At 45.0% G+C, this 23241-nt stretch carries 20 protein-coding genes; 11 read left to right on the forward strand and 9 right to left on the reverse strand.

Annotated features, from left to right (window positions below):
• Positions 1-94: 94 nt before the first annotated feature.
• From FR741_RS22260 to FR741_RS22290, 7 genes are all read left to right on the forward strand, one after another.
• Positions 95-1579, forward strand: coding sequence for a hypothetical protein (locus FR741_RS22260; protein ID WP_167427746.1), 1485 nt, complete (start codon positions 95-97; stop codon positions 1577-1579).
• Positions 1563-3146 carry a diguanylate cyclase gene (locus FR741_RS22265; protein ID WP_167427747.1) on the forward strand — a complete coding sequence of 528 codons (1584 nt, stop codon included), beginning with the start codon at positions 1563-1565 and terminating at the stop codon, positions 3144-3146. The genes FR741_RS22260 and FR741_RS22265 overlap by 17 nt, the downstream gene beginning before the upstream one ends.
• A gap of 243 nt (positions 3147-3389) precedes the next feature.
• Positions 3390-3770 (forward strand): DUF3302 domain-containing protein, encoded by a 381-nt coding sequence (locus FR741_RS22270; protein ID WP_006741936.1) that lies wholly within the window; start codon positions 3390-3392, stop codon positions 3768-3770.
• Positions 3770-4900 (forward strand): HlyD family secretion protein, encoded by a 1131-nt coding sequence (locus tag FR741_RS22275; protein ID WP_005394904.1) that lies wholly within the window; start codon positions 3770-3772, stop codon positions 4898-4900. The genes FR741_RS22270 and FR741_RS22275 overlap by 1 nt, the downstream gene beginning before the upstream one ends.
• A 338-nt stretch (positions 4901-5238) precedes the next feature.
• Complete coding sequence (locus FR741_RS22280; protein WP_005375133.1) at positions 5239-5787, forward strand: ECF-type riboflavin transporter substrate-binding protein; 549 nt, start codon at positions 5239-5241, stop codon at positions 5785-5787.
• A 6-nt stretch (positions 5788-5793) separates the two neighbouring features.
• A complete protein-coding gene (locus FR741_RS22285; RefSeq protein WP_167427748.1) occupies positions 5794-7533 on the forward strand; it encodes an ABC transporter ATP-binding protein in 1740 nt (579 codons plus the stop codon).
• Positions 7530-8369 carry an energy-coupling factor transporter transmembrane component T family protein gene (locus tag FR741_RS22290; protein WP_005394899.1) on the forward strand — a complete coding sequence of 280 codons (840 nt, stop codon included), beginning with the start codon at positions 7530-7532 and terminating at the stop codon, positions 8367-8369. The genes FR741_RS22285 and FR741_RS22290 overlap by 4 nt, the downstream gene beginning before the upstream one ends.
• 124 nt (positions 8370-8493) lie before the next feature.
• Here the strand turns inward: FR741_RS22290 and FR741_RS22295 are convergent, their stop codons facing one another.
• The 4 genes from FR741_RS22295 to napG form a co-directional block, all read right to left on the reverse strand.
• Positions 8494-8805, reverse strand: a complete 312-nt coding sequence (locus FR741_RS22295; RefSeq protein WP_043884592.1) for a YrhK family protein — start codon at positions 8803-8805, stop codon at positions 8494-8496.
• A gap of 171 nt (positions 8806-8976) precedes the next feature.
• Positions 8977-10158: an MFS transporter gene (locus tag FR741_RS22300; protein ID WP_167427749.1), complete on the reverse strand. Its 1182-nt coding sequence runs from the start codon at positions 10156-10158 to the stop codon at positions 8977-8979.
• Positions 10159-10361: 203 nt separating this feature from the next.
• Entirely contained in the window at positions 10362-11216 is an 855-nt protein-coding gene (gene napH, locus FR741_RS22305; RefSeq protein ID WP_167427750.1) for a quinol dehydrogenase ferredoxin subunit NapH, read from the reverse strand.
• Positions 11216-11986, reverse strand: a complete 771-nt coding sequence (gene napG, locus FR741_RS22310) for a ferredoxin-type protein NapG (RefSeq protein ID WP_167427751.1) — start codon at positions 11984-11986, stop codon at positions 11216-11218. The genes napH and napG overlap by 1 nt, the downstream gene beginning before the upstream one ends.
• Before the next feature lie 395 nt (positions 11987-12381).
• On the opposite strand from napG, the gene FR741_RS22315 reads away from it, so the two are divergent.
• Complete coding sequence (locus tag FR741_RS22315; RefSeq protein ID WP_005462908.1) at positions 12382-12882, forward strand: GNAT family N-acetyltransferase; 501 nt, start codon at positions 12382-12384, stop codon at positions 12880-12882.
• A 46-nt stretch (positions 12883-12928) separates the two neighbouring features.
• On the opposite strand, the gene FR741_RS22320 is transcribed toward FR741_RS22315, so the two are convergent.
• Both FR741_RS22320 and FR741_RS22325 read right to left on the reverse strand, forming a co-directional pair.
• The gene (locus tag FR741_RS22320; RefSeq protein WP_408646639.1) at positions 12929-13903 is read right to left on the reverse strand and encodes a phosphotransferase; all 975 of its coding nucleotides are present in this window, start codon (positions 13901-13903) and stop codon (positions 12929-12931) included.
• 2 nt (positions 13904-13905) lie between these two features.
• Positions 13906-14181 carry a GNAT family N-acetyltransferase gene (locus FR741_RS22325; protein WP_006741945.1) on the reverse strand — a complete coding sequence of 92 codons (276 nt, stop codon included), beginning with the start codon at positions 14179-14181 and terminating at the stop codon, positions 13906-13908.
• Between the two features lie 127 nt (positions 14182-14308).
• Between FR741_RS22325 and FR741_RS22330 the strand changes: the two genes are divergently transcribed.
• Positions 14309-15055, forward strand: coding sequence for a flagellar brake protein (locus tag FR741_RS22330; RefSeq protein WP_408646623.1), 747 nt, complete (start codon positions 14309-14311; stop codon positions 15053-15055).
• 122 nt (positions 15056-15177) lie between these two features.
• Here the strand turns inward: FR741_RS22330 and FR741_RS22335 are convergent, their stop codons facing one another.
• The 3 genes from FR741_RS22335 to FR741_RS22345 all read right to left on the reverse strand — a co-directional run bounded on the left by FR741_RS22335 (position 15178) and on the right by FR741_RS22345 (position 20819).
• Positions 15178-16137, reverse strand: a complete 960-nt coding sequence (locus FR741_RS22335) for a porin (protein WP_005394882.1) — start codon at positions 16135-16137, stop codon at positions 15178-15180.
• A gap of 398 nt (positions 16138-16535) precedes the next feature.
• The gene (locus FR741_RS22340; protein ID WP_005394881.1) at positions 16536-18164 is read right to left on the reverse strand and encodes a methyl-accepting chemotaxis protein; all 1629 of its coding nucleotides are present in this window, start codon (positions 18162-18164) and stop codon (positions 16536-16538) included.
• A gap of 294 nt (positions 18165-18458) precedes the next feature.
• Positions 18459-20819 (reverse strand): Lon protease family protein, encoded by a 2361-nt coding sequence (locus FR741_RS22345; RefSeq protein ID WP_005394880.1) that lies wholly within the window; start codon positions 20817-20819, stop codon positions 18459-18461.
• A gap of 187 nt (positions 20820-21006) precedes the next feature.
• On the opposite strand from FR741_RS22345, the gene FR741_RS22350 reads away from it, so the two are divergent.
• On the forward strand, positions 21007-21504 hold the full coding sequence (locus FR741_RS22350; RefSeq protein ID WP_085342565.1) for a hypothetical protein: 498 nt from the start codon (positions 21007-21009) through the stop codon (positions 21502-21504).
• Between the two features lie 86 nt (positions 21505-21590).
• Complete coding sequence (locus FR741_RS22355) at positions 21591-23222, forward strand: ABC transporter ATP-binding protein (protein WP_167427753.1); 1632 nt, start codon at positions 21591-21593, stop codon at positions 23220-23222.
• Positions 23223-23241 lie beyond the last annotated feature (19 nt).

The following is a 23241-nucleotide window of genomic DNA, read 5'->3' on the forward strand; positions in this document are numbered from 1 at the left end:
CAAAGCGTTATCCGCATCGTTTTGGTAATAAAACATGCATCTAACCACTTAATATTAGGTGTGAATTCCAGTTCGATAGTCATGGATGTGAACGTTGGATAAAAACCAAATTCAGCTAGAAGATGAGCTCAAAAAGCTTAAAGGCCAAATAAAAACGGCCCCTGAACACACCTTCAGTATTGCGCAGCAATACCGTATCCGCGCGGAGCAAATTTTATTTGTGGATGGTGAAATCAGAGCATTGCTGATAATGGCGCAGTGCTGTTGGTGCCTAATGGATTACCGACAAGGCTTAAAGCTAGTCAAAGACGCCTACAACAAGCAAACCCAACTTGAAACCGACGACCACCTGCCCGAAATTCTTCATTTATTTGCTCTCCAATATTGGGGACAAGCAAAGTATTACTCAGCCCAACAATATTGGATTAATGCACTCGAACAATCCGCCCTCGTTGATGATATTGAAATTCAAATCGAATCTCTAATTGGGCTTGGCAACGTATGGCGCATCACAAATGAGCATCAACTTGCCGCTTCCACTCATGAGTTGGCGGTTAAAGTGGCAAACAACGTCCGTATTGCTTGGTTGGAAGGCAAAGCTCGTATCCTGTTGGCTTGGGACTATTACTTACTGAATAAGTTTGTCGAAATGCTCACTGTGCTGGATGGTGCAACCGAAGTACTAAAAGATCATGATGACAGCACATGGCAAGCCGAGATCTGGGACTTTAAAGGCCTAGCGCTACTTGGGCTAGAACGCCTTGATGCCGCAGAAGAAGCCACACAAAAGGCCCATACACTCGCTATTGAACATGATCTAATTTGGATGAAAGCACACTCGTTTATTAGCCGCGCAAGGCTCGAACTCTTGCGCAAAAATACGGATAGTGCAGCAAAGTTACTACTCGCAGCAGAAGAGTCCGCGCTTAGTTTTGACAACGGCGAGCTACTAAGTCAGATCTGCTTTCAGCAATCTCGAGTTGCTGAAGAGCAAGGTGATTTTGAATCAGCGTTTAACGCGTTTAAAAAATACCGTAAACATGCACTTAAAATGCTCAAAGAACAGACTCATCGAGTCAGTATGGATAAAGCACGCGGCTCCAAACGCCAGCTAGAGCAACGAGCGCGTAAGCTGATTAATCGAATCCGTTCTCAACATGAATATGACCCTGAAAAGCAGTTTTCTAATGTTGTGTCCGAGACCTACTGGTGGGAACAGTTAGTTCTGTTTAAAACAGAGCTCAAACGCTCCAACCACGCGATCATTATGATTCAGCATGCAAACCCCGAATTTCTCGATGTTTGTACTGAGCTAGTTCATGCATTGACGACCTCAAGTGATCTCATCTCACGAATTTCCAGTGACAGACTAGCTATGTTAATTGCAGAGAAAGGTCAAGCAGCAGAAGATGTCTATCGTACGGTTCAGGCAATGTTAGACATCTATCCATGGAAACGTCGCGGGCTAAAAGGTCCCAAACCGATACTGTATTTGCAAGATATCCTGACCTTCCCATTCACTTTGGAGCAACTCGAAGAAAGCTATATTGAGGTAATGAAGCATGGAACAACTGCTTAGCAAGGTGACTGACGCAGGCATCGATCCTTCTTCCGTCTCTGGTGAAGAAGCGATTACGCTGTGGGAGCACATCGGGTTACATATTGCATCCACGAACCGAGAAAAAGCACATTGCTATATCATTAGTGCCGAGTATCGACGAGAAATTAAACAGCTCAACGACAGCATCGAAGAACTACGACAAGCCCTTGAGTTGCTCGTTTTACCCGACGATGTAGAAGATATTCTGTCTGTAAAAGCAAGCTTGAGTGATCGTTTAGTAGAAGTAGGTGACTACAACGCAGCATTAACCGAGTATGTCGCTGCAACGAATATCGCCGTCGAATATGGCTATATTGATGAGTACGTACTGGCTATTATTGGAATGGGCAATTTGTGCGATGCCTATGGGGATCACCATCGCGCCTTGCGTTATTACCAAAAAATCGATGCGATCGATCACGCCATTAGCAGTCGCTCCCTACGTCTGCGCTACAAACTTTACATGCTTGCCTGTTACATCAGTTTGAACCGTACCGCAGATGCACAAGAATTATTGAGTGAGTGTGAAGAGCTAAGTATCCTCGTCAGTGATAAAAACCTTGCTGCGCAAATTCATCTCTACCGAGCCAAACTGCATCGTTTGCAAGAGGATTACCCTAACGCATTGCTTGCTATCTCGAATGTTCAGTATACGACGGGCAGTGCTACCACGTACTGGTTGTCCACAATGGTCAAAATCGAGACCGCATATTGTCTAAACGGTGTCGGACACATCTCTTTAGCCAACTTAGTACTGGACTCTATCGGTAAACGAATTCAGAAGCACTCGTCTCCTCTTGTCGCTCAGCATTTTTACAACGCAATGAGTCAAGTTTACGCTTCTCAAGGGTTATTTCAGAAAGCATTAAACTGTGAAAAAAAAGCGTTTCGCATTGAATCTGACCTTGTCAAACACATTCCAATTGGTGAGTTGGGTTCTACTCAATTACGTCGAATTTCTCGTTTTGAGCTACAGCTCAAACTCATTTTGTCAGAACTTGAAAACAAAGAACTCAAGGAAACCACCAAACAACATAAGAATACGGTCGCCCAACTACAGCAAGATGTCTTTACTGACCCGCTAACCTCTTTGCACAACCGGCGCTGGTTAGAAGTCAAACTCAAAGACCTGCTTTTGCACGATACTGAATTTGCGTTGATGGTCATCGATATTGACCACTTTAAGTCCATCAATGACGAGCTCAGTCACCTTGTTGGAGACAAAGCGATTAAACGTGTGTCTCAAGAATTAGCAGGATACTTCAAATTTAAAGGCGCTTCTTGCGTTCGCTTTGGCGGTGAAGAGTTTCTTGTCATTCTAGAGAATAGCAATCTAGAACGGGCAGAAATGCATGCCGAGAATTACCGCGAACGCATTTATCAATATGGTTGGGACGATATTCTTGGCGAGCGGGGGTTGACCGTATCGATCGGGATTACCTTACATCGAGAAGGAGAGAATACCCAACGTACCTTCTATCGCGCCGACAAAGCCTTGTACCGCGCCAAAGCCAATGGCCGAAACCAAGTCTGTACCGAACTTTAAACCATGCCCCAATCTTCACTTGGGGCATAACCGTGGCTTTGATTCTCTATTCCTTCCTTTATTACTACTTAGTTTGAATATAGTCGCCTTCACTTCTTATTGTCCTCGAATCGCAATCGATACGGATATCGCATAAACATAATTCAAGTACAAAATAACTTGATTGAACGATAGTTAAGACAAATACTTAAACTGTTCATTTACGTAAGATTTTCCATTAGGTAACAAGCACAGGCAGGTAAGATGTTTCTAGACTATTTTGCACTTGGGTTACTCATCTTCGTTGCTTTGGTGATCTTCTACGGGATTATCGTTATTCATGATATTCCGTATGAAATTGCTAAAGAACGCGAACACCCTCATCAAGACGCAATTCATTACGCAGGCTGGGTTAGCCTTTTCACTTTACATGCACTGTGGCCATTTTTATGGATATGGGCAACATTGTGGCGCAAGGAGCGAGGCTGGGGCTTCAAACAACTTGAGCAAGAAACGCACGACATTCATCACCGTCTTGAAGAGCTCATCGACGAAGTCAACGAACTCAAAAACGAAGTATCGATGTTGAAACAACAAAAGATTCAGCAAAGGCCTTTGACTGAACAAAGTAAAGAGGACGAATAATGGATTTATTGCTGATTCTGACTTATACAGCCCTTTGTATCGCCATTTTTAAAGTCTTTAATATTCCTTTGAACAAATGGACCGTACCTACAGCCGTACTTGGCGGCGTAGTGTTGGTGGGCACACTCGTCCTTCTTATGAACTACAACCACCCATTTACTCAGTTAGGTAACCAAGTGTTCCCAACTACGCCTATCGTCTCTGGTGTACGTGGCCGCGTGGTGGAAGTACCAGTCCAGGCCAACCAACCGCTCAAAACGGGCGATATTCTTTTCAAAATCGATCCTGTGCCTTTTGAAGCGGAAGTCGCACGCCTTGAAGCGAAAGTGAAAGAAGCAAGCCAAGGTGCGTTGGGTTTAGAGTCTGACTTGAGAGAAGCAGAAGCGGCGGTTTTGAAAGCGCAAGCCGATAGAGATAAAGCGCAAAGAGAATTTAGCCGATATCAAAGGGGCTTTGATCGCGGCGCGTTTACAGAACAAGATCTAGATACTCGACGCCAAGCGTACAAAGCGGCAGAAGCCATGCTAGACGTTGCCATTTTGCAGCAAGAGCAAGCACAGATCGCATTAGAGTCGGAAATCGGCGGTGAGAATACCCAAGTCGCGCAACTACTCGCTGAGCTACGTAAAGCAGAGTTCAACCTTGAGCAAACCGTCGTTCGTGCGCCAACCGATGGTTACGTTACGCAATTGGCTTTGCGCCCTGGTGTGATGGCTGTGCCGTTGCCGCTTGCCCCTGCAATGACCTTCGTTCATACCGAAGACATTACGTACACCGCAGCGTTCAGACAAAACTCGCTACAACGTTTGAAGGCAGGCTTTGAAGCGGAGTTTATGTTCCGTGCGATACCGGGCAAGGTATTCCGTGGCGAAGTCATCGACGTGATTCCAGCTATTGGTGAAAGCCAAATTCAAGCCAGAGGTGCTCTGCTTGGTACCGATGCCCTGCGCACAAGCGGACGTGTATTTGCGAAGCTGAAAATCACGGACGATTTGAGCGAATACCACCTACCAATGGGTACCGCGGTTGAAGTCGCCGTTTACTCAGACAGCTTTACTCACGTGTCAGTGATGCGCAAAGTGCTGATTCGCATGAAGAGCTGGCAGAACTATTTGTACCTAGACCATTAATGAACAGCTAGCTCATTCATTTATCGATGAAAATAGTATCAGAAAGTGTAATCGGGGGCTGACAATCAGCCTCCGATTTCATTCTAGCCATCCAGACAGATAGCATTCCCACTTTTATCAATATTCTGTATAATGCGCGCCTTATTTTTAATGCTTGCTAAAAAAACAAAGCCAGTCAAAGGGATACGTGAATCAAATCACACATTTCCTGAAGAAAAATAGAGCAAACAATAAGCAACTTGGTTGTTTTGGATATATGTTACACAATCAAATAACCAATGCTTTCCAACAATATAAATGAACGTTCTTTAAAATCGACCATTGAACTGAGGTTATCTATGAATCTTTCTGCTAAAACCGTTGTGGTTATTGCAATTGGTGCTGCTCTTTACGGCATCGGTGGCTTACCTATGTTTGGCATCCCTGTGTTTGCAAACACAACGCTAAAACCAGCCATGGCAGTATTAGCATTGTTCTCAGTACTATTTGGCCCACTTGTTGGCTTTTTGGTTGGTTTTATTGGCCACTGGGTCACTGACCTATTCGCAGGTTGGGGCGTATGGCTCACTTGGGTACTTGGTTCAGGTATTGTTGGTTTGATTATTGGTCTATTCCCTTCTCTAACGCGCTACCGTTTAGAGAAAGGCGATTTCAATATGAAAGACTTCGCGTTATTCGTAGTACTTGCGCTATTAGGCAACGTATTTGGTTACGGTTGCTCTGCATTCCTCGACACGATTTTATACGCAGAACCGTTCACTAAAGTGTTTACCCAGCTTTCAATTATCGCGATCGGTAACACTATTCTTATTGCTATTGTTGGCTTCTTCATTCTTAAGTCTGTCGCTAAACGTAACAAGCAAAGCCGTAACTTAACAGAGGCTTAATGTCGAATGACAATCGAATTTTCTAACTTCTCTTTTAGATATGAGTCGCTGGACAAACCGACGCTAAAAAATATCAATCTAAGGATAGAGAAAGGAGAGAAAATCGTCATTATCGGTCCAAGTGGTAGTGGTAAATCTACCCTTGGGCAATGTCTTAACGGACTGATCCCACACGCAATCAAAGGGGAAACCAGTGGAACATTGACCATCAATGGTCAAGACACCGCCCCTTTCGACATGCACCAATACACTGAGCAAGTTGGCACCGTACTGCAAGATACGGACAGCCAATTCGTCGGTTTGAGCATTGGCGAAGACATCGCATTTGCGCTGGAAAACCAGCTAACTTCTAACATCGACATGTACCCATTGGTCAAAGCCACGGCCAAAATGGTCGACTTGGAACAGATGTTAGATCGCTCTCCCCACGATTTATCTGGCGGCCAGAAACAGCGTGTCTCTTTGGCGGGCATTCTCGTCGATGACGTCGATATTCTTTTGTTTGATGAACCACTAGCTGCGCTTGACCCTAAAACGGGTAAAAAAACCATCGAGATCATCGATGAGCTACACCGCGAAACAGGCAAAACCATCGTAATCATTGAGCATCGTCTTGAGGACGTTCTGCATCGCTCAGTTGACCGTATTATCTTGATGGAAAGCGGCGAAATCATTGCCGATACAACGCCAGATGAAATTTTAGCGTCGCCTCTGCTAGAAGATTACGGCATCCGCGAACCGCTTTATATTTCGGCTCTGAAAGAAGCAGGCTGCGCGATTGAGGGCGATGCAAAACCTTCTAGCTTAACCACATTACCGTTAGAGCAATATAAACCAGCAGTACAAGCATGGTTTGATGGTTCAACAGCACAACGACCTAAAACACCAGCCGAGACTTTACTTGAAGTCTGTGGCCTCACCTATTCTTACGACGGTGAGAAAAACGCGTTAGAAGACGTGAGTTTTGACATCAAGCGTGGCGAGTTTGTCTCTGTACTTGGTAAAAATGGCTCGGGTAAATCGACCATCACCAAACTGATTATGGGCGTTATTGAAGCGGATAGCGGCTCAATGAGCATGAATGGTCAAGATCTTAACGAACTGACCATCTTCGAGCGCAGCCAGAAAGTGGGCGTGGTGATGCAAAACCCGAATCACATGATTTCCCATCACATGATTTTCGACGAAGTGGCCTTCGGCCTCCGTAATCGTGGCATTGAGGAGAAACAAATCGAAGCTAAAGTACTTGAAGTCCTTGAGCTGTGCGGTTTGAGCAAATACCGTCACTGGCCAATCGAAGCATTGAGCTACGGCCAGAAAAAGCGCGTGACCATTGCGTCAATTTTGGTCTTGGAACCAGAGCTTCTGATCCTTGATGAACCGACGGCAGGTCAGGACTACCGGAACTACACGTCTATGCTGAGTTTCATCGAAAAGCTCAATCGCGAGTTGGGCGTAACCGTGATGATCATCTCCCACGACATGCATTTAGTGCTGGAATACACCACGCGCTCTATCGTGATTGCAGACAGTAAATTAGTCGCGGATGCACCAATGACGCAGGTATTCAGCAGTCCAGAGCTACTAGAACAAGCGAACCTCACCACAACAAGTCTGTTTGAGTTGGCTACGAAAGTTGGCATCGAAGACACCAACGGCTTTATGCAGCATTTTATCAATGTAGAAAAAGCGCACCGCCAACAAAAAAGCGGCGAAGTAAACCAACCAGAGAAAGCAGTGGCATGAAAGACAATAAGATGAAGTTTGGTATCAACTACATCGATACCCAATCGCCACTTCATAAGTTGAATGGCATTACTAAGTTCTTGCTTTTCATTGCTTGGGTAACGGTGGTGTTGACCACGTTTGACTTGCGAATCATTGCACTGTTGATCGTGCTTGGTTTGGGCTTATTGAAAATGACCAAAGTGCCATTTCATGTCTACAAACCACTTTTACTCGGTACAGGCACGGTATTGCTGATCAATGCCCTGTTTATGTTCGCGTTAGCACCGCAACAAGGTACTGAGTTCATGGGCTCATCAACGGTTTTACTCTCATTACCCGGTAATTACTCGCTCACTCAAGAGACGTTGTTTTATCTAGTAACAGTGACGTTGAAATACTTCAGCATGTTCCCAATCGCGTTGGTGTTTGTATTTACCACTCACCCGACGGAGTTTTCAGCCAGCTTGAACCGCTTGGGTGTGCCTTACAAAATCGCCTATGCCGTGAGCTTAACGCTGCGCTACTTGCCGGAAGTGAAAAAGGACTTTGTTAACATCATGCACGCGCAACAAGCACGCGGAGTAGAACTGAGTAAGAAGGCTCCGTTGTTCACTCGTATGAAGAACGTGGCGAAGATTCTTGGCCCTCTTATTTTCTCTAGTTTGGACAGAGCAGACCAAATCTCAAACGCGATGACACTGCGTGGCTTCGGCCGTCATTCATCTCGCACTTGGTACAGCTTAAAACCCCTGACCAAAGCCGATATGATCTGTATGGCGGGGATTGCGGTGATAGTGATTGCTGCGATCAGCAAGCGTGTTATGGACACACAACTGTTCTGGTATCCGTTTTAAATTCTAAAGCTTCAAGCTGAACATAACGTGGTTAGTGTTGTGACCACGTTATGTTTCCCTCTTTCCCCTCGATAACCCGCTCATTAGCCTCTTGCTTGCAGGTGCTCAAAATAGGCGTGTAATCTCAGCGGCTCGTTGATGTGCCAGAAAGTTGCTTATTTAAGCGACCAACATGAACTAAACTCATCAGTTTTATCAGGGGCTTAATGATCAACTGTGCGCTGCCTACGATGAACAGCCAAGTCCCGCTTTCAATCAACGAATCATTCAAAAAGAAAAAACTACCAATTAAAAACCAAATAGCTATGAGCAGATCGTTGGCAGCACCTAACGCCTCATAGCGACGTTGAATAACGACGTGACGGTTTCCTAGATCTAAATCCAACTCCCTGCCATGTACCTGCACTGTAAAACCCTCCTTAGTGTTTCGACTCATGTTGTACCCGAGTAATTTCAACATACTTAGGTATAAAACCCTAACGGACTCAATAGATATGTACAACCATAGAGGAAACAACATGAAGATAAAGAAAGGGGTGCCTAAGCACCCAATTCAATGAAGCTACTAACAGTAATTAACTTCTATTACTAGATAGTAAGTACCAACTTAGCTCCACTTTAATAAGCGGGTCTCATTGCCCTCTTCTGGCTTCGCTGGAATATTGAGTGACAGCAGTAAGCTCACAGCCGCCATACCTGCACCGATGTAAAATACGCTAGCAGGAGAAACCAGCCAAATCACACCAAACGTAACGGGTATCACAACCGCCGCAATATGGTTAATAGTAAACGCAACCCCAGCGGTCGACGCCATATCGGCAGGATCAGCAATTTTTTGGAAGTAGGTTTTGATAGCAAGCGCTAGCGCGAAGAACAAATGGTCGACAACATACAATGCAGCAGCCCACTCCGCGGTTTGCACCAAACCATAACCGACGAATACGAAGATCAAACCGACGTACTCAAACATCAGCGCTTTACGCTCACCAACAACGCCGATGAAGCGGCCGATTCGCTTCGCAAACAAGAAGTTAAAGACATAGTTGATCAAAAACAGCAAGGTAATGTCTGCGGCAGAGTAGCCAAACTTCTCTACCATCAAGAAGCCAGCGAAAACAGTGAAAATCTGACGGCGAGCACCACTCATAAACGTGAGCGCGTAGTACAACCAGTAACGTTTACGCAGAATGAGTTTCTTGTTTTGAGGCACTTTTGTTTTAAATTGAGGGAAAGCAAATGCCATCACCAAAATAAGCACAAAACCTAAACCACCTGCCATTAGATAGACCGTTTTAAAATCAAGTTTGAGCTGTTCGAGCGAAACCCAAATGGCGCCGTAGGTAAACAGAGAAGCCAAAGCCCCAACAGAAATAAATTTACCCAGCATTTCCGGGGCTTCTTCTTTCGATAGCCATTGTAAAGACAAAGACTGCTTTAGTGTTTCAAAGTAATGAAAGCCGGTAGACATCAATAAGGTTGTAAAAAGTAGACCGTACAAAGTGGTAAAATAACCTGTTAATGCCGTACCAAGCGTAAGCATCGCCAAAGAGACGAGCATAAAGCGTTGTTCACGGATAAAAAGTAAAACGAATACCGCAGTGAAAGCTAGAAAGCCAGGTACTTCCCTAACACTTTGAAGTAAACCGATATCAGCGCCATCAAAGTTCGCTTTCTCGATAACAAAGTTGTTCAACAACGCCATCCAAGTAGAAAAAGCAATGGGCACGATAATGGAAATTAACAGGAGGAAATTTTGCGGCGTTCTCCAGCCTTGCGATGAGGTAGTCATGATGTTTCCTTTAAATATGAAGGCATCATCATAGCTTTAAATGTAACAAATTCGCAATATCATTATTATTTATGGTCACATACGCACTGTTGCGATTCTAAGTGCACTGAGGATATGACCAATACAGAAAACATCGCGCCCAATGATGAAAGTGAGCGCGATGTGTAAAAGGCAAGAAAAAGGTTGATGAGTGACTTATCGACTTAGTCGATGTTTTTCACATTAAGGCGAGTTTTGAACTCAAACACATGCTCTGGACAAACATCCAAACAGCGGCCACAACTTATGCAGTTTTGATCCATAACTCGACGATCTCCCTCTTTCAAAGGCTGTCGAAGCACTTCTGGTTCTGGGCAAACGTAAAAGCAATCCATGCATTTCGTGCAATCCTCGCGGCGAACAGCGGTAACGCGCAACAGGCTTTTTCGGCCTATCACGCCATAGGTAGCTCCCAGTGGACATAAGTGCCCACACCACCCATGCTCAACTAAGAGTAAATCCAGTACGAACACCAGTGCGATCAGCACCCAACCTGCGCCTATACCAAACACCAATCCGCGATGCAGTGCAGCCACTGGATCTAACCATGTCCAAAGAATCGCGCCAGACAGCGCACTGCCCAACATCAAAACAGGGATCAGCCAATAGCGAATAGCCGGAGACCAACGATAGCTCGCTTTAATGTTGAACTTTCGGCGCAGCCACGCCGCTAAGTCCGTCACGATGTTCAACGGGCATACCCAAGCACAAAATGCGCGCGGTGCTAAAATCGCGTAGAACACCACGACAATCACTACGCCTAACAACGCATTAAACTCCGGGATATGCCCTGTTGCCAAAGCTTGAAGCACAATTAACGGGTCACTTAAAGGGACCGTGTCGAACAACATACTCGATGAGAGGTTACCGGTTAGAACCCCTAATGTCGGCCCTGCCATAAACAGCGCAATAATGGTGAGCTGACATAGCCGACGTAAAATCAGAAACCGATGCGCGCGCCACCAACCAAGCTTTTCAACCGCTTCTTTGCCAGCATTTTGAGCTAAGTTCTTTGCCATTACTTACCTCCTTTTAGCGATTCAAGCGCACCTTCCGGTACAGGCGTCTCACTTGGGAGGATATTTTCGAGTGGTTTGTCGATCTCTTTCCAACCAAAATTGTAATGGCTGCCCACTTTGCCTTTCGCCAGATCCGTCGGGACGACTTTAATAGCAGCGACATCCAACACGCACGCTTGTTCGCACTTACCGCACCCAGTACACACTTCTGAATTCACTGTAGGGATAAGTTTGGCGTGATAGCCAGTTCGGTCGTTATGAACCATCTCTAATGTGATGGCTTCATCAATCAGCGGGCAAACGCGATAGCAAACGTCGCATCGTAGCCCTTGCCAGTTAAGGCAAGTTTCATGGTCAATAAGAACCGCTGTACCCATTCGAGCATCATCAATATCGGTTAACGTCGGATCCAGCGCCCCACTCGGGCAAGCCACCACACAAGGAATGTCTTCGCACATTTCGCAGGGAATATCGCGCGCAGTAAAGTAAGGAGAACCAGTGGCTACAGGAGAAAGTAATGTCGCGAGTTTCAATGTGTCGTAAGGGCATGCTTGAACGCACAAGCCACATCGAATACAGGCTGATTCGAAATCGCCTTCTGGCAAAGCACCGGGTGGGCGAATAGGCACACCTTTGGTTTCTCGAGCTTGGCTTTGCAGCGATTGTAAGCCCAACACACACGCCGCTGCGCCAACACCTGCCACAGTTCGGACAGTATCACGCAAAAATCGGCGCCGACTTTGCGATGTTTTAGACTGAGAGGATTTCATGCTATTTCCTCAACGAAACTCCTTTATCAAGTTAAGCATAAATAGCGCTAAACGTACCTCTTCCCCATACCTCATAAGAGGTAACTCCACCCTCAATTGATTCAAGTCAACTGATGTACAGTGCCGTCGTCACAGTTTGAATAATTCCATTTATTTCCTCCAACATGAAATTCACCACGATACTCTGCCGTGCACGCCATTTTCAGTACAATAATTCAACACCTTTGCAATCTATTTGCTAAATTCGAAGATAAATGACTACTAAAATTTAGAAAAACATCCCTATAACAACCTAATTTAAAAGGTGTTTATCTCTCAAACATCAAAAAATACTATCCAAAATAAAGAACTGTGGTTAGATTGAAAATTAATACTAAAAAGCGAAGGAGAGAAGCATGGAAATTATCGTACGTCCAACGACCGTTGAAGACGCAGCGGCACTCGTAGAAATCTATTCACAACCAAAAGCACAACGTGAAACCCTGCAACTCCCAAAACCTTCGCTCGCAATGTGGGTAGAACGATTGTCAAATATGCCCGCTGGTGTTTACAGCTACGTCGCTGAAATCGATGGTAAAGTAGTGGGTAACATTGGCTTTCATCACTCGCAGCGCCCAAGAACGGCGCACACGGCCGCGTTTGGTATTGGCGTTCACGATCAGTTTCACGGCCTAGGCGTGGGAAGTAAGTTGATTGAAACCATCACCGAGTTGGCGGATAACTGGTTGAATGTAAGACGCATTCAGTTAGAAGTGAATGCCGACAACGAGGCCGCGATTGGCCTGTACAAAAAGCATGGTTTTGAAATTGAAGGAGAGGCGATTGATGCCTCATTCCGAGATGGCGAGTTCATCAATACCTATTACATGGCACGTATCAGACCAAGTAAAAAATAAAGAAAAGCCTCCTACTAGTTGGAGGCTTTTCTTTTTAAACTTCGACTCACTTTCGTAAGTAAGCCAACGCTCTGCGAGTCAATGCTTCTGTGTAGGGATTGATCTTCCAGTGGTCAGGACTCCAACCTTTCACAAAGCGCTGAAAGTCAGCCCAAGCAACCGCAAACAAAGGACGCCATTCACGCTCGACTTCATCGGGGTCGAGATTCGGCTGATAAACCATTAACGCCTGTTGCAACTGAGCGAAATACGTATCCAAGACCCAAACTTCCATCTCTGCACAACGCTCTGGCTTGACGGCGCTACTCATAAACAGTGCCACATCTTTCATCGCACAGCCATGTCCGACGTATTGAAAGTCGACCGCAGCAACGCTCAATTCATCTTGCGCAAAACAGAAGTTCGCCAATTTGGCATCACCGTGTACAAGCGTCTTGAACTTGGCTTGCGAAAGCGTTTGATCAATCAATTGAGCGGCATTTTTTAGCTCACTGTCTTGCAATGCCTCAAGCTCATCGGGTCTGGTTGCCAAGTGCCAATACGTGCCGCTATGCCACAGCTTATCCGAGCGAACACCGATGTAACGCGCATGAAAATTCGCCAACCAAGTAAGGCAGGCTCGCAGATGTTCTAGCTTTGCATCGGTGATGACTTTTGGAAAGCCCGCCTCGGCGAGGTCTTCCATCACAATTAGCCATTCATTCTCCGATTGGAATGTTTTTAGACCTTGTGGTACTCGGCAGCGAGTGCTCACCTCTCTGGAAAAATGCGTATACCAATTCACTTCCACCTGATAAGAGTGCAGCTTTCTTTGGTGAGATCGGTCAGTATTCCAACCTCTTGGATGCTCTGAAGGCTTAGGGAGTTTTACATGCTTAATGATCACCGAACAAGTTGAATAAGTAACTCGGACTAACTCACCATAGCCTCCCCATAGCGATTGTATGACTTCTACCGATTGATAATTCCCGAGCTTTAGCTCCTGGCCAATGCTTTGGTAACGTTGGTGGTTGTCGTTCATCATCATGCAAGCAGATGTGACCACGCTTGGTTTTTCTCCATATAATGAATGACATATGGACAGACTGGTTTGATTTGATAACCGAGTGCCTCAATTTCTGGCAATACCGCTTCCATCATCACTTTTCCGTACCCTTTACCTCGTAATGCTTCAGGAACTACGGTTGATGTGATGTGCATGACATTATTCTCAAGCTGATAAACCACCTTGGCTTTATAACCTTGTTCTAAATCAACCCAAAATGTGTTGTTTTCAACTTCATGAGTTACTTTATGCATATCTTGCGCTCTAATTTTTGTTACGGATTGATTGAATCAAACTATATCACTGAATAGAATCAACACCATGCGGAAGTGCTCTGTCACTTCACGCCCTTACCTTCTCAAATCAGGTACGACAATAATAATGAGAAATATGAGCCCTATTGCCAGAGACGGCAAACTACCTCTGCAAAGCAAGAAGGCACCCGAACGTCAGGCAAGTACACTAAATAGCACCGATGCAATGGCAATGGTCGAACATGGCAGTGAAGTAAGTTTAAACGTCACGACACCTGTTGGTACCAAGTTTATTACAACCAGCACATTTGTCGGCTGTCACTCAAATAATACCGCATTGATAGAGGTTCCGAACATCTCCGATGAGGACTTGAAATTCTATTTTCAAGAAGGCTTTTGGATCAATGTAAAAGCGTACTCTCATCGAGGGGAAGGTGCTGTCATTCCATTTCGGGCGCAATTGCAGCACCGACTCGGCGACCCGTATCCAATTTTAGTGCTAAGTCTACCTAACACCATGCAGGTCTTTCAGCTTCGTAAAGAAGTACGTTACGAAGTGAATTTGAGAGCGCGCGTTTGTTTAGAAGCCTATCGAACTGAATGCGAGATAAGAGATTTATCTCGTAGTGGGTGCCGCTTTGTGACATCACCAATGAGCCGACCACTTCAGATTGGTGATCGCGTTTCATTGGACCTAACCATGCCCGGTGAAAGCCACATGCTCGCGCCATTGCGAGGTCGTATTTGTAACTTACAAAAATCGACACACCATGCTCGCTATGGAATGGAGTTTGATGAGGTTGGTAAAACCAACGCTAAAAGTCTCCTGAGTCACCTAAAATTTGATGGGACTAAACTCACACTAAAAAGGTAGCTTTGATAATGAGCACCAAGTAGCGGCCAGTTTTGATACCCGGTAAACAAGAAACCCCTTACTGTAAAGTAAGGGGTTTTGTTTACTAAGAATAAGGCAGTATCTTAGATAACAGTTTCGACTTAGAAGTCGTAACGTAGACCTAGCGCTAGCTCATCTTTTTCATCAGCGCCTTCGTTATCCATTAGATCGAAGTTGTATGATGCGTAGCCACGGAAGTTAGGCTTGAAGTAGTAAGTAACATCAACAGCTAGGTTTTCTACAGTATCAGCATCTTCTAGCTCACCTTTGTTGAACGTAGAAGTAAATACAGTTTGACCCATAGTGTATGATGCAGCTAGTTCGTAGCCTTTGTAATCCGCAGACTCACCTGCAACATCCACGTCTGCGCCTGTGTAGTTACCAGCGAAGTAGAAATCACCTACAGAGTATGCAGCAGCAAGCATGAACTCATCACTATCGTTTTGGTCTGCATAACCAGCACCTAGTTCAATACCAGTATTAGCAAATGCGTAGATACCAGATAGAGAGAAGCCATCTTCCTCGTTGTCTGTAAAACCTTTTGCATCTGTTGTGCGATCAGCAAAGCGGTAGCTAGCACGTACAGCTAGTTGCTCGAATTGGCCTTTGTAAGAAAGCATGTTATCTGTACGGTCAGATACAGGCAGCTTAAGTGCTGCAGTGTTACCGTGGTAAGCCATAATATCGGTAAAGTCAGTAAGAACGAATAATGCACCGTCGTTTTTACCGTAAGTTACTTCACCGTATTTACCGCCTAGGCCTGCGTAAGCGTAACGAGTTTCAAGATCACTGTTGTTATCTACGGCACCTTCTTCTTTTGTTTCGAACTCACCTTCCCAAAAACCAACACCGTATAGGTTTTCATTGATTTCCTGTTTGCCTAGGAAGTTAAGACGGATGCGAGTACGGTCTTTTGCCTTACCATCCATCATAGAAAGACGCGCTTCAGCGCGGCCGCCCATCTCAAGAGAAGTGCCATCTTGGTTGTATAGTTCTGAAGCGACAACTTGAGATCCTGATGCCATTAGCGCCACTGCTACAGCTAAAGTTTTTAATTTCATTGTTATTTTCCATATCATTGTTTTATATGTGTTTTCTCACCAGAAAAACAGGACTTTTCTGTACCAACGAGAAAACTGGCGGCATAGTAGCAGCTGTTATTTTTCACGCAACGCGTTGAATAAACAGCACTTATAGAAGAAAACACCAAGTAAAATGACGATATGAATACCTCTCAACCATCAAGTTATCGGTTGAGGTAAAAAAATCGTTCGCGTCAAAAAAATTTTGACGCAAAAAATGTAAAAATAATCTCACTATATGTGATTTTGCTCGCAAAATATTTTAACTAAATGACTGTTTTAGATAGACTTCCTGATTTTAAATCAGTTTCTCACAAACAAAAAAATCCCCAAGCAATAGCTCAGGGATTTATACATTTTGTTAGGCGAATAGCGAATTAAAGCTTAAAGAAGCTCAATTGCTCTTTCTGCTTCTCTGCGAGTAATGAAAGTTCCGTACTCGCGCTTGCGCTTTGACTAATACCCGCCACATTCTGGTTAACCAGTTCAGACATGTTAACCACGTTGCGGTTGATGTCTTGAGTGACTTGAGACTGCTCTTCGGCTGCGGTTGCCACTTGCGTGTTTGAATCGTTAATGTTGGCTACCGACTCGGTAATACCAACCAATGCCTCATTCGCTTGTTGCGTCAGTTCGTTGTTACGACTGAGCATATCAAGGCTGACTTGCATGCTGTCATTCGCAAGCCCAGACTGCGCTTGAAGTTCTTCAATAATCGTTTGGATCTCTTGAGTCGAGTCTTGCGTGCGTGCCGCGAGCATACGTACTTCATCCGCAACAACCGCAAAACCACGACCAGACTCACCAGCACGCGCTGCTTCAATCGCAGCGTTCAATGCGAGTAAGTTGGTCTGCTCAGAGACACCGCGAATCACTTCAATAACGTCGTTGATCTGAACCGACTGCTCTTTTAAACGCAGTACGACTTGCGCTGCATCGTTCAATGCCTGAGACATCTGTGCGCTTGCTTCTGCGCTCTCTTGGAAGATAGCCAGACCTGATTGCGCAAGACCATCAGCTTCGCGAGCTGTCGAATCCGCAGACGTTGCATTATCGCTCACGTTGTTTGCCGTGCTAGCAAGTTCATTAACAGCCGATGCAACTTGTTCGATCTCAGCGAGCTCTAGCTGAGCATTCGCTTCTGCTTGCGTCATTACTGCGGCAAGCTCAGTCGATGCCGATGCCACCTCTTCACTGATGCGAGTTAGCTGGTCGACCGTGTTGTAAAGCTGTTCTGCTGTTTGGTTAACATCTTTGCTCAGCTTCGCAATTTCGTTATCACCGTCTACATCTGCGCGAACTGACAAGTTGCCCATTGCTAACTGACGCATCACTTCTTGAAGTTTTTGAATAGGCGTAACAATCATGCCTGATAAGATCCACGCCCCCACCAATGAGAACGCAAATACCGCAAGAACTGTCAGCATAGCGTTGTTTTGTACACGCTCATTCTGTTGATGGCTTCTTATGGTTGACTGCTCTGCTTGATCATTCACATGCTTCGACAGAGTATTGATTTGTTGAACCATTTCTCGGCCAACATTACGGTACTCTTTAATGAATGCACGGTACTCACTGTCCGACTTCAAGCCTTGATCGTACTGGTTAAAGAAAGCCACTGAGCGCTCTGAATATCGAACATAGGCTTCGATCGCTTGGCGAACTTTAATCGCATCTTCACGAAACAGATTACGAGCTTCAATCGCACTTAAATCAGCTTCAACCTGCTTTAAGCCTTCTTTCAATTCATTAAGAAAATTTTCACGACGGGAAGCGTCGTAGATAGCGTAAACCGCTGTAATACGAAGTGGATAAATTTCATCGTCAATACGCGCCAAAGTGTCTTTATGGAAAACCAAAGACTCTTGGTTGGAAGCAATAACATCTTGCTCAGCTTGAAGATTGTTTTTAGTAATCCACAAAGCAATAAACAAAACAATCGCGGTAAATAATACCGGAACCAAAATTTGCGTTCGTACTGACAAATTTTTCAGTGATAACTGCATGACTGGACCTCAGTTGTATGCGTGATGCCTATATCCAAACGAACTCAAGCAACTCTCAATACTGAAGCTGCATTTCGGTTATTTGAATATCTATGCTTCCTTGCGACGGGAAAGTTCCCAGACGAATAAACAAGTGGCGAATATTAGAGGTCGATCACACTTTTGTCTAGTACAAAAAGTCCCCATTTTCAATCTGTTATTGACAATATCCCGACAGTAGTGTCGGGATATTGTCGTTATGATAAATTGTGATCACTTATGATGAGATACATTCACATTTAGGGCGGTTTTAGGCTATTTTCTCAACGAATTGAGCTTAGCTTGAGCAAGGCCAAAAATCGTATCTATTGGATAAGAACCTTCATCGGTTGGCTCACCGGCGACTTTCCCCGTGAACAGCTCGATGGCTTCAGTGACATGATCAATCGCCCAAATATTAAATTCACCTTTTTCTACTGCTTTCACGATGTCGGAACGGAGCATCAAGTTGTGAACGTTAGATTGCGGGATAATGACCCCCTGCCCTTCATGACGACCTTTAATCACACACACATCGTAAAAGCCTTCAATTTTTTCGTTCACACCACCAATCGGCTGAGCTTCACCAAACTGATTCATCGAGCCTGTAATCGCAATGTCTTGTCGGTTTGGTTGCTTTGAAAAAGCAGACACCACAGCACATAGCTCTGCCATGCTGGCACTATCACCGTCGACACCACCATAAGATTGCTCAAACGTAATCGTTGTGGTTAATGGTACTCGCGCCGTTTTACCAAACACGGAAGACAAGTAGGCCGATAGAATCATCACGCCTTTAGAGTGAATACTGCCGCCCAAATCCACACTGCGTTCGATATCGATAACATCCCCATCGCCGTAACACGTCGTCGCGGTGATGCGATTCGGCGCGCCAAACATGTAGTCGCTAGTGCTTAATACCGAGAGGGCATTCACTTGACCGATAGCCTTCCCTTCAGTGCGAATCAAGGTTGTACCGTTAACAAACGTTTCCATCACATTGTCGCGTAATCGGCTCACTCGCATTTCTTGGTTCTTGAGCGCCTCTTCCACATGACCGATACGGATCATGTTGGAGTTGGCTTGACGAGCAACGTAGTTTGACTCACGTAATAAATTCGCAATATTGGCAGAGTGGAGTGATAGCTTGGTTTGATCACCAGACAAGCGTGAACTGTATTCGATAATCCGTCCCATGGACTTTCTATCACAGTGCAGCATATTGTTGTCGTTCACGACGCTAGAAATAAAGCGCGCATAGTGCAGTTCCGACTCTGGCGTTCGCTTCATCTCATCTTCAAAATCCGCTGTCACTCGGAACAACTCACTGAACTCTGGATCGTAATGCTGCAGCAATTGATAAGTTCGGTAGTCACCAAACAAAATGATTTTAATGTCGAGCGGGATAGGCTCGGGATCGAGTGATACCGCCCCTGTCAATGTCACTTCTTTTTCTAGGGAGGTAAAGCTCAATTGACGAGCACGCAGTGCGCGCTTCAAACCATCCCAAACGTAAGGCTGTTCAAGCACTTTCTGTGCATCCATTAACAGAACGCCGCCATTCGCCTTATGCAAACTCCCCGCACGAATCAGCGAAAAGTCGGTAAACACGGTTCCCTTGAAAGTGGCTGTCTCAATCGAACCGAAGAGCGAATGGTAATTGGGGTTTTCTTCAACAACGATAGGAAAGTCACTGCTGTTGCGACTTACCAAGACGTTCACTTTATAACGACGTGGCAATTTTTTATCCAACGACGCCGTTGCAATTTCGCCTTGCTCACCACTTTGGTCAAGGAAGATATCTGCGTTTTCAACAATATCTTTTTGCAGCTCAGTTAAGTACGTTTTGATTTCAGAATATTCTGCGTAATCCACTTTGAGCTTTTTAATGAAGTGAGTAATCACATCGAGCGTCACTTCATCATTAAGCTTTTTGATTTTGTCGCTGTAAGTTTCTTCCCACTCTGTGAGTTCACGGACCATCGAACGTAATCGTACTTCGAGTTCATCAATAGCATCACTGAACTGCTCTTGCTCTTTCTTACTTAGTGCATCAAAAGACTCTTCCGTATGAAGCTCGTCACCATTCATGGCGACAAACTGATAATCGCCTTGTGTGGTAAGCGTCAAGCTAATGCCTTTCTCTTTTGCCTCTCGGCTAATGCGGTCCAGCTCGTTTTGTTGCTTCGCCGCCAATTGGTTTTTTAATCGCTCAGCTCGGCTAAAGTACATTTCATTGTCGAACGCTAGGGGTAAAGCATTCAGTAGTTTGCCCATTAAGGCTTCAATATCAACACGTAACTTATTCCCGATACCACAAGGCAGCTTCAACACCTTGGGTGTGCGGGTATCTTCAAAGTTCGCAACGTAACACCAATCAAACAAAGCTGCTGCATCGTGCTGGTGACGATTCAGATAGCGCAGGATCATGGTGCGTTTACCTAGCCCATTCTGACCAATGGCGTAGATGTTATACCCTTTCTCTTTGATGGACATCGCAAACTCGACCGCTTTTTGCGCGCGCTCTTGGCCCACAATCTCATCAATTGGAGGTAACTCCTTGGTCGACTTACATGGCATATTCTCTAGATCTGCTACAGAATATAGCTGCTTAGCTTCCAATCTTAGTATTGCCATATCCACTTCCTTTTTTCTTATTTTCGTCATTTGAGTGTAGAGATTATTTGCTTAATTTTAAGTGATTTACCTTCCACCCTAGTTTGATTGGACATTTTATGAGCACAAAAGTGATATTAATACGCACTTGCAATTGATAATCAATTTCATTTAATATCAAAACAAATCAACTCTTGTGGAGATGGACATGAATATTGAGCAATGCTGGATGCGCTACTTGAAAGCAGAGCAATTGATGGAACAAGGCCACTGGCCCGAGGCACATCGTTTATACGACGATGTACTCAGCAATCTACCCAACCACATTCATTCGGCGCTCGAAAATGCTCACACCAAACCTTGTCAATTTGTCTGTCTCATCACCGGGCTGAGAGATGCGTGCGTTGCACAATCGGAGATTCTCAACAAACTCGGATTACAGCGCGATGCTTTTTCAACACTCAATCAAACGTACGCACTATTCCAATTCTTGCAACTAGAGAATCATGAACTTATTGAGCGTGTGGGTCATTTACTTGGTCAACAAAGTGAAGACTTGTTAGCTCATATGGCGGCATTTTGCTCCGCTCAACGTAATGCTCAATGGATGATTGAGCTAGACCATGTGACGCGCGCACATGAGCAGTTTTTGCATTTGCAAGCGATGAGTTCGGCAAAGTCTTCGCCTTCTCACCTTTATAATTAATCTAAAGCCCAAGCATTGAGGTCTGCCAGACTTAGCGCAGCCCATTGCTTGTGTTTCATTTGCTTTATCAACCACAAGGATCTGTGATGTCTTCTAAAACCATTCTTTCGGTGAATAACCTATCGGTCAGCTTTACGACAAACGATGGGATCGTCGATGCAGTAAAGAATGTTAGCTTCGATTTAAAAGCAGGCGAGACGCTTTCCATCGTTGGCGAGTCTGGGTCTGGCAAGTCAGTATCAACCAATGCACTGATGAAACTATTGCCAGACAACGCTATTTTGCATACGGACTCATCCATCATGTTTGAGGGTAGCTCCATCTTGGATAAAACGGAGCGTGAAATGCAAAGTATTCGCGGTGATCGTATCGGTATGATTTTTCAGGAGCCGATGACCTCATTGAATCCATACATGCGGGTGGGGATCCAAGTCGCTGAGGCCATCATGTGCCACCGTCCAGTGGATAGACGGAAAGCCAAAGCGAGAGTGTTAGAGCTGTTTGAACTGGTTCACATGCCTGAGCCAGAGAAAGCGTACAGCAAATATCCGCACGAGTTTTCTGGCGGTCAGTTACAACGCATCATGATTGCAATGGCACTGATTAACGAACCCGATATTTTGATTGCCGACGAACCAACCACCGCGTTAGATGTCACGGTTCAAGCAGAAGTGCTGCACCTGATTAAAGAAATTCAGGCTCAGATGGGCATGGCGATACTTTTTATTACTCATGATTTAGGCGTTGTAAAACACTTTGCCGACCGTGTCATTGTGATGTGTAAAGGGGAAGTCGTCGAAGAAGGCGAAACGCAAACACTCTTCGAAGACCCAAAACACGAATACACACGTATGCTGATCAACTCTATTCCAAAAGGCAGTAAGGCCCCTATTAGCGAGAGTGCTACACAACTATTAAAAGCTGACGATATACGAGTCAAATTCTTGATAAAGTCGCATTTTATTGCCAGTAAAAATGAGTACTTCGAAGCCGTAAAAGGCATTTCTCTTGAGCTCAAACAAGGGGAAACACTCGGGATTGTTGGGGAATCCGGTTCAGGCAAGTCTACCCTCGGCCGCGCACTGATAGGCCTCCTACCATCCACAGGTAAAATCGAATACAAAGGCCAAGATATGGCGTTGCTGACAAACAAAGAACGTTTTGAGCTGAAAAAAGACGTTCAGATGGTGTTCCAAGACCCTTATGGTTCGCTTTCTCCTCGTATGACTATCGGCGAGATCATCACTGAAGGATTAACTGTCCACCAGCCAATGTTGAGTAAAAAAGAACGTATGCAGAAAGCACGCGACGTGCTTCGAGAGGTTCGCTTAGATCCCGCGTCCATCAACCGTTATCCGCACGAGTTTTCGGGAGGCCAGCGTCAGCGTATTGCTATCGCGCGAGCACTGATCCTTGAACCTTCGTTTATTTTGCTTGATGAGCCGACCTCTGCATTGGACCGCTCGGTTCAACTGACTGTGATTGATCTCCTGAAAGATTTGCAGAAAAAGCATAACATTGGCTACTTGTTTATTAGCCACGATCTATCAGTCGTCAAAGCCCTTTCTGATCGTGTTCTTGTCATGCAAAGAGGCGAGGTCATGGAACAAGGTACAGCCGAAAATATTTTCCAAAACCCTAAAAATGACTACACGAAAAAACTGATAGATGCCTCATTTGATCTTGAAAACAGTGAAAATCAGCACAATGCGGCTTAGGTTCATCACAGTTTCATAT

Source organism: Vibrio diabolicus (assembly GCF_011801455.1).
Taxonomy (GTDB): domain Bacteria; phylum Pseudomonadota; class Gammaproteobacteria; order Enterobacterales; family Vibrionaceae; genus Vibrio; species Vibrio diabolicus.